Origin of the sequence: Blastochloris viridis, assembly GCF_001402875.1 — a bacterium.
Classification (GTDB): domain Bacteria; phylum Pseudomonadota; class Alphaproteobacteria; order Rhizobiales; family Xanthobacteraceae; genus Blastochloris; species Blastochloris viridis.
Map to the genome: position 1 here is coordinate 943300 of NZ_CP012946.1, position 13509 is coordinate 956808.

General features: G+C 68.7%; 11 protein-coding genes. 4 read left to right on the forward strand and 7 right to left on the reverse strand.

Features of this window, described 5'->3' with window-relative positions; translation table 11 throughout:
• Positions 1–346: 346 nt before the first annotated feature.
• A complete protein-coding gene (gene msrP / locus BVIR_RS04240; protein WP_236823701.1) occupies positions 347–1357 on the forward strand; it encodes a protein-methionine-sulfoxide reductase catalytic subunit MsrP in 1011 nt (336 codons plus the stop codon).
• A gap of 238 nt (positions 1358–1595) precedes the next feature.
• Here the strand turns inward: msrP and BVIR_RS04245 are convergent, their stop codons facing one another.
• From BVIR_RS04245 to BVIR_RS04255, 3 genes are all read right to left on the reverse strand, one after another.
• Positions 1596–2483 (reverse strand): LysR family transcriptional regulator, encoded by an 888-nt coding sequence (locus tag BVIR_RS04245; protein ID WP_055036578.1) that lies wholly within the window; start codon positions 2481–2483, stop codon positions 1596–1598.
• A gap of 246 nt (positions 2484–2729) precedes the next feature.
• A complete protein-coding gene (gene trxB, locus BVIR_RS04250) occupies positions 2730–3692 on the reverse strand; it encodes a thioredoxin-disulfide reductase (protein ID WP_055036579.1) in 963 nt (320 codons plus the stop codon).
• Entirely contained in the window at positions 3689–4756 is a 1068-nt protein-coding gene (locus BVIR_RS04255) for a mitochondrial fission ELM1 family protein (RefSeq protein ID WP_082416675.1), read from the reverse strand. The genes trxB and BVIR_RS04255 overlap by 4 nt, the downstream gene beginning before the upstream one ends.
• Positions 4757–4984: 228 nt before the next feature.
• On the opposite strand from BVIR_RS04255, the gene BVIR_RS04260 reads away from it, so the two are divergent.
• Positions 4985–5470 (forward strand): Lrp/AsnC family transcriptional regulator, encoded by a 486-nt coding sequence (locus BVIR_RS04260; RefSeq protein WP_055036580.1) that lies wholly within the window; start codon positions 4985–4987, stop codon positions 5468–5470.
• Positions 5471–5682: 212 nt separating this feature from the next.
• On the opposite strand, the gene BVIR_RS16645 is transcribed toward BVIR_RS04260, so the two are convergent.
• The 3 genes from BVIR_RS16645 to carB all read right to left on the reverse strand — a co-directional run bounded on the left by BVIR_RS16645 (position 5683) and on the right by carB (position 10549).
• Complete coding sequence (locus BVIR_RS16645; RefSeq protein WP_145911866.1) at positions 5683–6201, reverse strand: hypothetical protein; 519 nt, start codon at positions 6199–6201, stop codon at positions 5683–5685.
• Between the two features lie 36 nt (positions 6202–6237).
• Entirely contained in the window at positions 6238–6711 is a 474-nt protein-coding gene (gene greA, locus BVIR_RS04270; protein WP_055036581.1) for a transcription elongation factor GreA, read from the reverse strand.
• A gap of 382 nt (positions 6712–7093) precedes the next feature.
• Positions 7094–10549, reverse strand: a complete 3456-nt coding sequence (gene carB / locus BVIR_RS04275; protein ID WP_055036582.1) for a carbamoyl-phosphate synthase large subunit — start codon at positions 10547–10549, stop codon at positions 7094–7096.
• Between the two features lie 174 nt (positions 10550–10723).
• On the opposite strand from carB, the gene BVIR_RS04280 reads away from it, so the two are divergent.
• On the forward strand, positions 10724–11113 hold the full coding sequence (locus BVIR_RS04280) for a GtrA family protein (RefSeq protein WP_055036583.1): 390 nt from the start codon (positions 10724–10726) through the stop codon (positions 11111–11113).
• A gap of 126 nt (positions 11114–11239) precedes the next feature.
• On the opposite strand, the gene BVIR_RS04285 is transcribed toward BVIR_RS04280, so the two are convergent.
• Complete coding sequence (locus tag BVIR_RS04285) at positions 11240–11926, reverse strand: class I SAM-dependent methyltransferase (RefSeq protein WP_055036584.1); 687 nt, start codon at positions 11924–11926, stop codon at positions 11240–11242.
• Positions 11927–12061: 135 nt separating this feature from the next.
• Between BVIR_RS04285 and BVIR_RS04290 the strand changes: the two genes are divergently transcribed.
• Entirely contained in the window at positions 12062–13495 is a 1434-nt protein-coding gene (locus BVIR_RS04290) for an aldehyde dehydrogenase family protein (RefSeq protein WP_055036585.1), read from the forward strand.
• Positions 13496–13509: the final 14 nt, after the last annotated feature.

The following is a 13509-nucleotide window of genomic DNA, read 5'->3' on the forward strand; positions in this document are numbered from 1 at the left end:
CCGGGACGACAAGCCTGGGCCTCGTCGTCCCGGACGGCGCGAAGCACCGAGCCGGGACCGCCCTCCGGAAGGGGCTTTTTCCTGCACACGATCCCGGGTCGCGCGGCCAGAGCCGCTTGCCCGGGACGACAAGCCTGGGCCTCGTCGTCCCGGACGGCGCGAAGCACCGAGCCGGGACCGTCATCCGGAAGGGGTGCTTTCCTGCACACGATCCCGGGTCGCGCGGCCAGAGCCGCTTGCCCGGGACGACAGCCACCCCCTCGCGAAAGGGTGTCGCCGTTTCGTGATTTGTGTTCGCCGACGTTTCGGGCGGAATCAAGCGGTCCTCTTCCCCGGGAGGCCGTCCGTGTCCGAGCCGATTGGCCGGCCTGCCATCATCCGCAGGCCGGGTTGGGTGCTGCCCGACAGTGCGGCGGCGCCCGAGCGCACCTTTCTCAACCGCCGTGCCCTTCTCGCCGGGCTTGCCGGCGGCGCGACGCTTGCCACGCCGGCGGCGGCCGATTGGCTCGACATCTTCCGCAGCAAGCCCGCTCCACCACCTGGGCCCGATCCAACCGCCGGGCTCTATCCGGTGCCGCGCAACGACGCCTATCAACTCGACCGGCCGTTGACGCCGGAAGACGTGGTGGTCGGCAACGTCAACTTTTACGAGTTCTCCTCCGACAAGCCGACCGCGGCGCGCCTTGCCCAGCGCATGGACATCCGGCCGTGGACGGTGAAGATCGACGGGCTGGTCGAGGCCGAGACCACGGTCGACATCGACGCGCTGATCCGGCGCTTTGCGCTGGAGGAGCGCACCTACCGCCATCGCTGCGTCGAGGCGTGGTCGATCGCGGTGCCGTGGTCCGGCTTTGCGATGTCGAAGCTCATCGAGTTCGCCAAGCCGCTGCCTGCGGCGCGCTACGTGCGGTTCGAGACCTTCGGCAATGCCAGCTGGGCGCCGGGCCAGAAGCAGAGCTGGTATCCCTGGCCCTATGCCGACGCCTTCACCATGGCGGAGTGCGCGAACGAACTGGCCTTCATGGCAACGGGCGCCTACGGCAAGCCGCTCAACCGGGCGAACGGCTCGCCGCTCCGCGCGATCCTGCCGTGGAAGTACGGCTTCAAGCAGCCCAAGGCCATCGTGCGCGTCAGCTTTCTCGACGCCCGGCCCAAGGGGTTCTGGGAGCGGGTGCAGGGCTTCGAATACGGCTTCTGGGCCAATGTGAATCCGGAGGTGCCGCACCCGCGCTGGAGCCAGGCGCGCGAGCGCGATCTTGCCACCGGCGAGATGCGGCCGACCCAGATCTTCAACGGCTACGGGCGGTATGTCGCCCACCTCTATGAGGGCAAAGAGGGCGAGCGGCTGTTCATGTAGGGGGCACCTTCGTTCTCTCTGCGTATCGGGTCCGCTCACGTTCGCCCGGGTCGCCCAAGAGAGAGATCGTCGTCCCGGCAAGCAGCGAAGCTGCGCGACCCGGGATCGTGATCAGAAAGAGGCCAGACTCACCACGCGGTCCCGGCTCGGCGCTTCGCGCCGTCCGGGACGACGGGACATGGGCAAACGGTCCCGGCTCGGCGCTTCGCGCCGTCCGGGACGACATCGTGCCGCGCGCTCAGAAATTCCAGCGGCTGGCCTTGGAGACCAGGAAGTCGCGGAAGGCCTGGACGCGGGCGACCGACTTCAGCTCCTGCGGATAGACGAAATAGGCGTCGAGGCCAGGCGAGTTGTCGGGGAACAGCTGGATCAGCCCGGCGCTGTCGTCGACCATGTAGTCCGGCAGCATGCCGATGCCGAGGCCGCGCTCGACCGCCTGCTTCAGCGCCAGGATGTTGTTGACCCGGATCCAGGAGCGGCGCGGCTCGCGGCCCTCGCGGCCGGCGCTTTCCAGCCAGTTGGAGTTCTGCAGATAGCTCGGCACCGCGCCGCCGAACGAGATCAGGCGGTGGCGGTCGAGGTCGTCGAAGGTGCGCGGCTGGCTGTGGTGCTTGAGGTAGTCCGGGCTGGCGTAGGCGTGGAAATGCACGGTGAACAGCTTGCGCTGCACCAGATCGGCCTGCACCGGCTGGCGCATCCGCAGCGCGACATCGGCCTCGCGCATGGCGAGGTCGAGCTCCTCGTCGGTGAAAATCAGCGTCAGGCGGATGTCGGGATACTTTTCGCCGAACTCGCCGAGCCGCGGCGTCAGCCAATGGGTGCCGAGCCCGACCGTGGTGGTGACCTTCAGTTCGCCGTTGGGGCGGTCGCGGCTGTCGGTCAGCTCGCTGCGCGCCGCCTCCAGCTTGACGAACACGTCGTGGGCGGTGCGGAACAGCAGCTCGCCCTGCTCGGTGAGGATCAGGCCGCGGGCGTGGCGATGGAACAACGGAACGTGCAGCTCCTGCTCCAACGCTGAGACCTGCCGGCTGACCGCCGACTGCGACAGCCCGAGCGCCTCGCCGGCATGGGTGAACGACCCGGCCTCGGCGGCCGCGTGGAATATCTTCAGTTTGTCCCAGTCCATTGTCGCGGCCCCAGCCCGCGCGGCGCTGTGTGGCCGCAAGGAAGACTGCGGCATGCCGTGATCGCCCGCTTGGCGGCATAGCTTTGCATAATACGCAAAGCCGCAAAAGTGGGATGCAAAATTGTGGCTTGACCGATCGCAGAGTGTGATCGCGGAAATCAGACGGCCAGATCTGGCGCCGCAGGGCGCCGCGGCCCGCCAGCCAACCCGTTCGGGCAGAACGCTTTTTCCGGCGTTGCCGGCCGGCTATTCCGCCGCCGCTGCCGCGGGCGCGTCCTCGGCGGCGAGGAAGCGTTCGACCTCCAGCGCCGCCATGCAGCCCATGCCGGCGGCGGTCACCGCCTGGCGGTAGAGATCGTCGGTGACGTCGCCGGCGGCGAACACACCGGGCACGCTGGTGGCGGTGGAGTAGGGCGCCACCCACAGATAGCCGTTCGGCTTGATCTTGAGCTGGCCTTCGAACAGCGCGGTGGCGGGGGCGTGGCCGATCGCCACGAACAGCCCGTCGACCGGGCGGTCGTGGACCGCGCCGGTCCCGGCGTGGCGCAGCCGCACCGCGGCGACCTTGGGCGGCGAATCGCTGCCCAGGATGTCCTCGACCGTGTGGTTCCACACCACCTCGACCTTGGGATTGGCGAACAGCCGCTCCTGCAGAATCTTCTCGGCGCGGAAGGCGTCGCGGCGGTGCACCACCGTCACCTTGGCGGCGAAGCGGGTGAGGAACAGCGCCTCCTCCACCGCGGAGTTGCCGCCGCCGACCACCATCACCTCCTTGCCGCGGAAGAAGAAGCCGTCGCAGGTGGCGCAGGCCGACACGCCGAAGCCGCGGAACGTCTCTTCCGCGGGCAGGCCGAGCCAGCGGGCTTGCGCGCCGGTGGCGATGATCAGGGCGTCGGCGAGGAAGACCTCGCCGGAATCGCAGGTCAGCCGGAACGGCCGGCACGAGAGATCGACGCTGGTGACGAGGTCGGTGACGATGCGGGTGCCGACGCGCTCGGCCTGGAGCTGCATCTGCTCCATCAGCGCCGGACCCTGGATCGGCTCGGCAAAGCCGGGATAGTTCTCGACCTCGGTGGTGACGGTGAGCTGGCCGCCGGGCTGCATGCCCTGGATCAGGATCGGCTGCAGCATCGCCCGCGCCGCGTAGATCGCGGCGGTGTAGCCGGCCGGCCCGGAGCCGATAATGACGAGCTTGGCGGGGGTGGTCATGCGGTCCTCGACGGTTCGGCGGCGGGCTCAGCGCTCTCAGCCGACTGTGGCGGCGAAATGGGGTCGGGCGAAGGCGGCGCCGGCGCGGGCGCCAGCGCGGCGCAGTGGTGGCGGTAGCGGCGGGCGATCTCGGCGGTGATCTCCGGCGTCGAATCGAGCGGGATGTAGCTGAAACGCTCCAGCACCCCGGTGAACGGCCGCACCGCGCCGTAGCGGATAAGGCCGTCGAGGAAACGGCGGATCTTGCGGCTGCCGCCGGACGGCTCGAACACCAGGACCGGCGCGCCGGTGGCGGCGGCCTCGCCGACCATGTTGACCGAATCGGCGGTGACGACGACGGCGTCGGCCAGCGCCAGGAAGGCGGGGTAGGGGTTATCGCCGCTGCCGTCGAACAGCAGATGCGGCCACGGCGCCAAGGCGGCGCGGACGATGGCGACCAGCGATCTCGGCGTGCGCCGCGACACCGTCACCATCAGCGCGGCGCCCGCGCGCGCCAGCCGCTCGATCTGGCCGGCGAGCCGCGCCATGTCGGCGTCGGTGTAACGGTAATCCTTGCTCGGCCCGCCGATCAGCACCGCCACCCGCGGCGCCGGCAGCGCCGCGATCTGGGGCCGCGGCGCCGCGCGCTCGGCCGCCAGCACCGCGGCCGAGATGCGGTGCGGCGAGGTGAGGGTGGTCAGCACGTTGGCGCCGCGCAGGCGGTCGTGCGCCGGCACCCACAGCACGTCGGCGGCACTGGTGCCGGTGCGGGGGTCCTTGAGGATCACGGTGAAGGTGCGGCCGCCGGAGGCCTGCTTGATCGCCTTGACATAGGGCGCCGCTCTGCGGCCGGAGGCGATCACCATGTCGGGAAACGGCGGGGCGATCGGACTGCCCGGCCGGCCCGGCCGGTCGGCCGGCGGCACCTTGGCGAACGCGCCGAGCCACACCCAGGGCGGCCGTGGGGTGACGCGCTTGACCACCGGCTCGACGCCGAGCGCCGCGGCGATGCCAAGGCACTGGGTTTCGTCGCCGGCCTTGCCGTCGGTCAGCACCCACACCGTGGTTTCGGGAGGAAGGCACATGCTGACGGCCTTGCCGGATCGACGCCGGCTGCGCAAGGGGGGATTCGACGTTTCCGGCGGATTCGAAAAACCGGGGGATTCGCCGGCTGCCGCCGCCGGGTCCATCTTGCCGGGTGGCGCCGGCCCGCGCAATTTTCTTTCGCGGCCGGCGGCGCTCTGCTAAGAGCTGCGCCTTGGGTGGGAGATTCCCTGACCCCCCGGTCCGCGCTTCGCCGCAACGAGGTTTATGTGCCGTCCCGACTCGACACGATCGACCATAAGATTCTGGCAGAGCTGCAGGCGGACGGTCGAATGACGAATGTCGAGCTGGCGCGCCGGGTCGGCATCTCGGCGCCGCCATGCCTGCGCCGGGTGCGGTCGCTGGAGGAGGACGGCTTCATCCGCGGCTACCGCGCGCTGCTGTCGGAAAAGCTGCTCGGCTACGAGGTGGTGTGCTTCGCCATGGTGCACCTTGCCAGCCAGGCCGATTCCGACCTCAAGGCGTTCGAGGCCTTCGTGCGGACCTCGCCTGAGGTGCGCGAATGCTGGATGCTGTCGGGCGAGATCGATTTTCTGCTGAAGTGCGTGGCGCCGGACCTTGCTACCTTCCAGGACTTCGTCGCCAAGCTGACGGCGGCGCCGGCGGTGAAGAACGTTAAGACGTCGCTGACGCTGCGCTGCTCCAAGGACGAAGCGCTGGTGCCGCTGGACGTGCCGCTGCCCGAGGAGGGGTGAAGCGGCAGGCGGTCGTCCCCGGCGAGCGCACCTTCTGGTGCGTGAGGGAAGGGACCCACCCTTGATGTGCGGCAGCCTGAACCGCTTCGGTCCGAAAGCCTGGGACGATGGAATGTCCTCAGGCTCAAGCAGCCTGGGGCCGTTGGTACCATGGGTCCCCTTCCCTCGCATCGCTTCGCGATGCTCGCCGGGGACGACCGCCGCCGTTGGAATCACACCTTCTTTGCCAGCCAGCCGGCGAAGTGGGAGGTGATATAGGCGATGCGGCGCTGCTCGTTGTCGGGCTGATACCACGCCCCGGCGCTGGAGGAGGGCACCGCCGACAACATCGGCACGCGGAGGATGGCGGTGCGGCTGCCGGCCGGCATCACCAGGGCCTCGCCTTCCAGATAGTCGGTGTCCACGGTTGCGCCGCCGCCGCCGCTACCGCCGCCGCCCTGGCCGGCATAGGAGGCCAGCGACAGTGCGGTGATGCGCACCAGCAGGGTCGGCGCCGAGCGCGCGCCGGTGATGCGGCCGGCGAAGGCCGCCGGCAGCTCCTGCTGAAGCAGGCGGCGGATCAGCTCGGCGTCGCGGCGGGCGCCGAGATTGGCCAGCGGCGCGGTGTCGACGGTGATGGCGCGGAAGGTGGCGGCGGACTGGGCGGCGGCAGGTGCCGCCGCCGCGACCAAGGCGCCGCCGACCGCCACCAGCGCAGCGCGGCGGGTGAGAGCATCAGCGATATCGGCCATGGCGTCCTCCGGTCCTTTTCACTCCGCCCGCCGGCGTCAGCTCCAGCGGACCTCGATGATCTCGTAGCTTTTGGCGCCGCCCGGGGCGTTGACCTCGACCGAGGCGCCGACCTTCTTGCCCACCAGGGCGCGGGCCAGCGGCGAGGTGATCGAGATGCGGCCCTTCTTGGCGTCGGCTTCCTGCTCGCCGACGATCTGCCACACCCTCTCTTCCTCGCTGTCCTCGTCGATCAGCTTGACGATGGCGCCGAACTTGACGACGTCGCCCGACAGCTTGGAGACGTCGATCACCTCGGCGCGCGAAATGATCGATTCCAGCTCGGCGATGCGGCCTTCATTGTGGCTCTGGGCTTCCTTGGCGGCATGGTACTCGGCGTTCTCCGACAAATCGCCGTGGGCCCGCGCCTCCGCGATGGCTTCGATGATCCGGGGCCGCTCCACAGTTTGACGGTGTTTCAGCTCCGCTTCGAGCTGGCTGAAACCCGCGGCCGTCATCGGAACACGTTCCATCGGTTCCTCTCCCTTCCACCGCGCGACGGTGAGTCGGCGGCTTGAGAATACCAACATCGACCGGGCCACGTCTGCGGTGGCCACCGGTCGCTCTCAACGTCAGACGGGATCGAAGGTCGCTTCGAAATCCCGGTCCAGCCTCGCCAAATCCAGGTTTCAAGATGGAATTCGGGCGAGAGAAACGGACGACCGGCCAGCGGCCGGCGCCCGAATCAGAAAGGTGCCGCGGCATGCGGCAGCCGGGCGCTTCGAGCTGGTAGCCTGGCGCCAAACCCGGTCTTGTCGCGGTTTCGCGCGCAAGACCGATCCCTGCAATTTTGACAACGCAATCACCGCTCCCGCGAGGGCTCGGCGCCGTCCGTCCGGCCCGCGCGGGTCCAGCTCAGCTGGTACCGAAGTAGGACTGCAATGCGCGGACTTCGAGATCGCCGGCGATATAGGCCCGGATCCCTTCGGCCGCGGCAACAGCGCCGGAGAGAGTGGTGTAATAGGGCACCTTGTGCAAGAGGGCGGCGCGGCGCAGCGACCGGCTGTCCGACAGCGCCTGGACGCCCTCGGTGGTGTTGTAGACCAGCTGCACCTCGCCGTTCTTGATGGCGTCGACGATGTGCGGCCGGCCTTCCAGCACCTTGTTGATCTTGGTCGCCGGGATGCCGTTCTCGGCAAGGTAGCGCTGGGTGCCCGAGGTGGCGATGATCCTGAACCCGGCCTCGTGCAGCATCTTCGCCGCCGGCAGGATGCGCGGCTTGTCGCCGTCCTTGACCGAGACGAACACGGTGCCGGCGCGCGGCACCTTGGTGCCGGAGCCGATCTGCGACTTGGCGAACGCGATAGCATAGTCGTGGTCGAGGCCCATCACCTCGCCGGTCGAGCGCATCTCCGGGCCGAGCACGGTGTCGACGCCGGGGAAGCGCGCGAACGGGAACACCGCCTCCTTGACGCCGACATGGGCGAACTTCGGCCGCTTGAGGCCGAAGCTCTTGAGCTTCTCCCCGGCCATGGTGCGCGCCGCGATCTTGGCGATCGGCACGCCGATCACCTTGGCGACGAACGGCACGGTGCGGGAGGCGCGCGGATTGACCTCCAGCACGTAGATGTCGCCGTTCTTGATGGCGTACTGCACGTTCATCAGGCCGCCGACGTTCAGCGCCAGCGCCATGGCGCGGGTCTGGCGCTCCAGCTCGGCGATGGTCGCCTCGCTCAGCGAGTGCGGCGGCAGCGAGCAGGCCGAATCGCCCGAATGGATGCCGGCCTCCTCGATGTGCTCCATCACGCCGGCGACGAAGGTGTCGGTGCCGTCGCACAGGCAGTCGACGTCGACCTCGATGGCGTCGGCGAGGTAGCGGTCGAGCAGCAGCGGCCGCTTGTCCGACACCACCAATTCGCCGGGACGGGCGAGGTCGCGCGTCAGCCGCTCAAGGTAGCGGCCGAGGTGGGCGGGATCGAACACGATCTCCATCGCCCGCCCGCCCAGCACGTAGGAGGGGCGGATGACGATGGGATAGCCCATGCCGGCGGCCTTGGCGCGGGCGTCCTCCGGGCTTACCGCGATGGCGTTCTGCGGCTGCTTGAGGCCGAGCTCGTCGAGCAGGTGCTTGAAGCGGTCGCGGTCCTCGGCGAGGTCGATGGCGTCGGGCGAGGTGCCCAGGATCGGAATATTCGCCTGCTCCAACGACTCGGCGAGCTTGAGCGGTGTCTGGCCGCCGAACTGCACGATGGCGCCATGGAGCCGGCCGTTGGTCTGCTCGCGCGCCAGAATCTCGGTGACGTCCTCGGTGGTGAGCGGCTCGAAATAGAGCCGGTCCGAGGTGTCGTAGTCGGTCGACACCGTCTCCGGGTTGCAGTTGATCATGATGGTCTCGTAGCCGGCATCGCGCAGGGCAAACGAGGCATGACAGCAGCAGTAATCGAACTCGATGCCCTGGCCGATTCGGTTCGGGCCGCCGCCGAGGATCGCGACCTTGGTGCGGTCGGACGGCTGCGCCTCGTCGGCCGGGACGCCGGCGAACGGCGGCTCGTAGGTCGAGTACATGTAGGCGGTTGGGGATGCGAACTCCGCCGCGCAGGTGTCGATGCGCTTGTAGACCGGGCGTACGCCGAGCGCGTGGCGGGCCGCGCGCACGTCGGTTTCGCCCTTGCCGGTGAGCTTGGCGAGCCGCGCGTCGGAAAAGCCCATGCTCTTCAGCCGCCGCATCGAGGTTGCGGTGGCCGGCAGGCCCTTCCTGCGGATCTGTGCCTCCATGTCGACGATGGCGCGGATGCGCTCAAGGAACCACGGATCGATCTTGCAGCTGTCGAAGATCTGCTCGTCGCTCCAGCCGAGCCGCATCGCCTGGGCGACCTGCAACAGCCGGCTCGGCGTCGGCGTGCCGAGCGCGGCGCGCACCGCGTTCTTGTCGTCGCCCTGGCCGAGGCCCTCGATCTCGATTTCATCCAGGCCAGTGAGGCCGGATTCCAGCGAGCGCAGCGCCTTTTGCAGGCTTTCCTCGAACGAGCGGCCGATCGCCATCACCTCGCCCACCGACTTCATCGAGGTGGTGAGGTTGGAGTCGGCGCCGGGGAATTTCTCGAAGGCGAAGCGCGGAATCTTGGTGACAATGTAGTCGATGGTCGGCTCGAACGAGGCCGGCGTCGCGCCGCCGGTGATGTCGTTGGCGATCTCGTCCAGCGTGTAGCCGACCGCGAGTTTCGCGGCGACCTTGGCGATCGGGAAGCCGGTCGCCTTCGAGGCCAACGCCGAGGAGCGCGACACCCGCGGGTTCATCTCGATGATGACGAGGCGGCCGTCGTTGGGATTGACGGCGAACTGCACGTTGGAGCCGCCGGTCTCGACCCCGATCTCGCGCAGCACCGCGATCGAGGCGTCGCGCATGATCTGGTATTCTTTGTCCGTCAGCGTCAGCGCCGGCGCGATGGTGATCGAATCGCCGGTGTGCACGCCCATCGGATCGACGTTCTCGATCGAGCAGATGATGATGCAGTTGTCCGCGGTGTCGCGGACCACCTCCATCTCGAACTCCTTCCACCCCAGCACCGATTCTTCGATCAGCACTTCGTTGGTGGGCGAGGCGTCGAGACCGCGCTCGATGATCTCCAGGAACTCCGCCTTGTTGTAGGCGATGCCGCCGCCGGTGCCGCCGAGCGTGAAGGACGGCCGGATGATGGCGGGCAGGCCGACATAATCGAGCGCCTCCAAGGCCTCGATCAGCGCCTTGTCCTGATAGCGCTTGCGGCGATCGATCTCGCCCTTCAGCCACGTCTTTTCGAACGCCTTGAGCTGTTCGGCCTTGTCGGCCTCGGCGATGGGCTGCGCGGTGATGCGGGCGACCTCGGCCTTGTAGGCGGCGCGGTCGGCCTTCTTGAGGTCGGAGGCGTTGGCGAGGCGCGAGCGCGGCGTCTCAAGGCCGATCTTGTTCATCGCCTCGCGGAACAGCTGGCGATCTTCGGCCTTGTCGATGGCGTGCGCCTTGGCGCCGATCATCTCGACGTCATACTTGTCGAGTATGCCCATCTTCTCGAGCGACAGCGCGCAGTTGAGCGCAGTCTGTCCGCCCATGGTCGGCAGAAGGGCAAAGCCGCCGGGAACGGCGTAGCGTTCCTTCTCGATGATCTTGGCGACGATCTCGGGCGTGATCGGCTCGATGTAGGTGGCATCGGCCAGATCGGGATCGGTCATGATGGTGGCGGGATTGGAGTTGACCAGGACGACCCGGTACCCCTCCTCCTTGAGCGCCTTGACCGCCTGCGTTCCGGAATAATCGAACTCGCAGGCCTGGCCGATGACGATCGGCCCCGCGCCGATGATGAGAATCGTGGAGATGTCAGTCCGTTTGGGCATGGGCGAATGCTGTTGGCGCACACGAAAAAAGGGCTGCGCCTGTGGCGCGCCCCTCGTCAGCGGGCTATCAACCGCCCAGGAACGGCGGCAAGCCCCTCCTTAGACGAGATTTGCCGGGGAGGGAAGCCGGGGCGCGCGGTCGACAGCGTCGCGCCTAGCGGCTATGCCGGACAAATGCTGGGACGGCTCCTTCGTCAGTTCATCGCCTTCGCCGGGGTCGGCGTGGTCGCCTCCATCGCCCATTATGCCGTGCTGGCGGTTCTGGTGGAGGGGGCGGCGGTAAGGGCAAGCCTGGCGGCGCTGGCCGGGTTCACGGTCGGCGGCATCGTGTCCTACCTGCTCAACCGCCGCTACACCTTCGACAGCGCCCGCAGCCATGGCGCGGCGGTGCCGCGCTTCGCGCTGGTCGCGGCCGGGGCGTTTGTGCTGACCGGCCTGTTGATGGAGGCGTTTACCGCCCACTTCGGCCTGCATTGGCTGGTGGCGCAGGTGATCACCACCCTGATCGTCTTGATCTGGACGTTTGTCGGCAACCGGTTCTGGACCTTTCGCGACGCAATATGACGTTGCAAAATATCGGGTACCGCGGCTCGGAACGTCGCGACCGCGGTCGCTCGCGCGGTCTCGGTCATTCGGCGAACTGGCGGATGGGGGGCTCCCGGTTCGCGGCGTTGCCGCGCCCGGGAACGGCTACGCCCGCACCGCCGCGAATGCCATCCGCGCCGGGTTGTGGCCGAGATTGGCGATGCGCTCGGGGATGAAGCCGGCCGACCGCAGCATCTCCTGCATCTGTGCGTCCGAATAACGGGCGAGGCCGAGCGTGCGCCGCAGCTTGGGGTAGTTCGAGAACAGCGTGCGGGCGAGGCCGATGACGGCGGCGACGAAGAAGCCCTCCCGTGCGGCAAAACGCAGCAGCGCCACGGCGTCGGTCGCGGCCCGGTCCTCCGGCGGCAACACGTCCGCCACCACCAGCCGGCCGCCCGGCGCCAACTGCCGCTGCCACGCCGCGAGGCAGCCCTCGAACTCCGCCTGCGTCATGTACTGCGCCACCGAATTGGCGATGACGAGGTCGAGCGCGCCCTGCGGCAACGCCGCGACCTCGGCGGGCGTCAGAACGGCGATGTTCGCGACGCCGCGGGTGCGGGCGGCGAGGCGGCTGCGCACCGAGGCGGCGGCATCATAGAGATAGAGCCGGGCGCAGCCGGCAGCGACGCGCGGCGCGTCCAGCGCCTCGCCGCAGCCAAAATCGAGCACGCGGCCGGGCGGGGCCGGCAGCAGCGTCCGGATATCGTCGGCGAGCCGGCGGTAATGCACCGCAAGGTGCCGCGAGCTGACAAAAATCGGGTTTGCCGCGTTCCAGTAATCGACCCAGCGCATGAGCCATTCTAACCGCAGGTTGTCGCTTGGGCAATTTGCGAAAGCTTGGGCGCGGCGCCGCGTTGAACGCCGCCGCCGTCTATGCCACCACCAGCTGGGTTTCAGCGCACCGCGCGGTTTCGGGAAGGGCCGACCATGCTGCACAAGAACTTCATCGCCGGCGACTGGGTCGAGGGCATCGCCGTCAACCGCAACGTCAACCCGTCCAACCTCGACGACGTGGTGGGCGAGTACGCCCGCGCCAGCGCCGCCCAGGCCAACGCCGCCATCGATGCCGCGTTCGCGGCGCTGGCAGGCTGGCGCAACGTCACCATCGAGCAGCGCAGCGACATGCTCGACCGCATCGGCAGCGAGATTTTGGCGCGCAAGGACGAACTCGGCCGGCTGCTGTCGCGGGAGGAGGGCAAGCCGCTGGCCGACGGCATCGGCGAGGCGGTGCGTGCCGGCCGGGTGTTCAAGTTCTTCGCCGGCGAGGCGCTGCGCCCCGGCGGCGATCGCATCCCCTCGGTGCGGGCCGGCGTCGACGTCGAGATCACCCGCGAGCCGGAAGGCGTGGTCGGGCTGATCACGCCGTGGAATTTCCCCATTGCCATTCCGGCCTGGAAGATCGCGCCGGCGCTGGCGTTCGGCAACACCGTGGTGCTGAAGCCGGCCGATCTGGTGCCGGGCTCGGCCTGGGCGCTGGCCGAGATCATTTCGCGGGCCGGAGTGCCGGCCGGGGTGTTCAACCTGGTGATGGGGTCGGGCCGCGAGGTCGGCGATGCCATCGTGCAGTCGCCCAAGGTCCGGGCGGTGAGCTTCACCGGCTCGGTCGAGGTCGGCCGCAACATCGCCATCGACTGCGTCAGCCGCGGCAAGAAGGTGCAGCTCGAGATGGGCGGCAAGAACCCCTTGATCGTGCTCGACGACGCCGATTTCGACCAGGCGGTGGCGGTGGCGCTCAACGGCGCGTTCTTCCAGTGCGGCCAGCGCTGCACCGCCTCCTCGCGCCTGATCGTCACCGACGGCATTCACGACCGCTTCGTCGCCGCCTTGGCCGAGAAGGCCGCGGCGCTGAAGGTGGGCGATGCGCTTAGCCCCGGCACCGAGCTCGGCCCGGTGGTGTCGCAATCCCAGCTCGACCAGGATCTCGGCTATGTCGAGATTGCGCGGAGCGAGGGCGGCCGGGTGGTCACCGGCGGCGAGCGCCTCAACCGCGAGACGGCGGGCTACTACATGTCGCCCGCCTTGATCACTGAGACCGACAACGCCATGCGCATCAACCGCGAGGAGGTGTTCGGGCCGGTGGCGTCGGTGATCCGCGTCAGGGATTACGAGGCGGCGGTCGAGGTCGCCAACGATACCGCGTTCGGGCTGTCGTCGGGCATCTGCACCACCTCGCTGAAATACGCCTCCGACTTCAAGAAGCGCTCGGCGGCGGGCATGGTGCTGGTCAATCTGCCGACCGCCGGCATCGACTATCACGCCCCGTTCGGCGGCCGGAAGGGCTCGTCCTACGGCCCGCGCGAGCAGGGCGCCTATGCGCGGGAGTTCTACACCGCGGTGAAGGTGGCCTATACCCTAGCGTAAGTGGGACGGCCGGG

Bases quoted from the DNA above. Each gene is read 5' to 3' on its own strand.
- BVIR_RS16645 (WP_145911866.1), bottom strand. From the start codon at position 6,201: ATGGCCGATATCGCTGATGCTCTCACCCGCCGCGCTGCGCTGGTGGCG.
- BVIR_RS04285 (WP_055036584.1), bottom strand. From the start codon at position 11,926: ATGCGCTGGGTCGATTACTGGAACGCGGCAAACCCGATTTTTGTCAGC.
- BVIR_RS04280 (WP_055036583.1), top strand. From the start codon at position 10,724: ATGCTGGGACGGCTCCTTCGTCAGTTCATCGCCTTCGCCGGGGTCGGC.
- trxB (WP_055036579.1), bottom strand. From the start codon at position 3,692: ATGACCACCCCCGCCAAGCTCGTCATTATCGGCTCCGGGCCGGCCGGC.
- BVIR_RS04255 (WP_082416675.1), bottom strand. From the start codon at position 4,756: ATGTGCCTTCCTCCCGAAACCACGGTGTGGGTGCTGACCGACGGCAAG.
- BVIR_RS04245 (WP_055036578.1), bottom strand. From the start codon at position 2,483: ATGGACTGGGACAAACTGAAGATATTCCACGCGGCCGCCGAGGCCGGG.
- BVIR_RS04290 (WP_055036585.1), top strand. From the start codon at position 12,062: ATGCTGCACAAGAACTTCATCGCCGGCGACTGGGTCGAGGGCATCGCC.
- carB (WP_055036582.1), bottom strand. From the start codon at position 10,549: ATGCCCAAACGGACTGACATCTCCACGATTCTCATCATCGGCGCGGGG.
- greA (WP_055036581.1), bottom strand. From the start codon at position 6,711: ATGGAACGTGTTCCGATGACGGCCGCGGGTTTCAGCCAGCTCGAAGCG.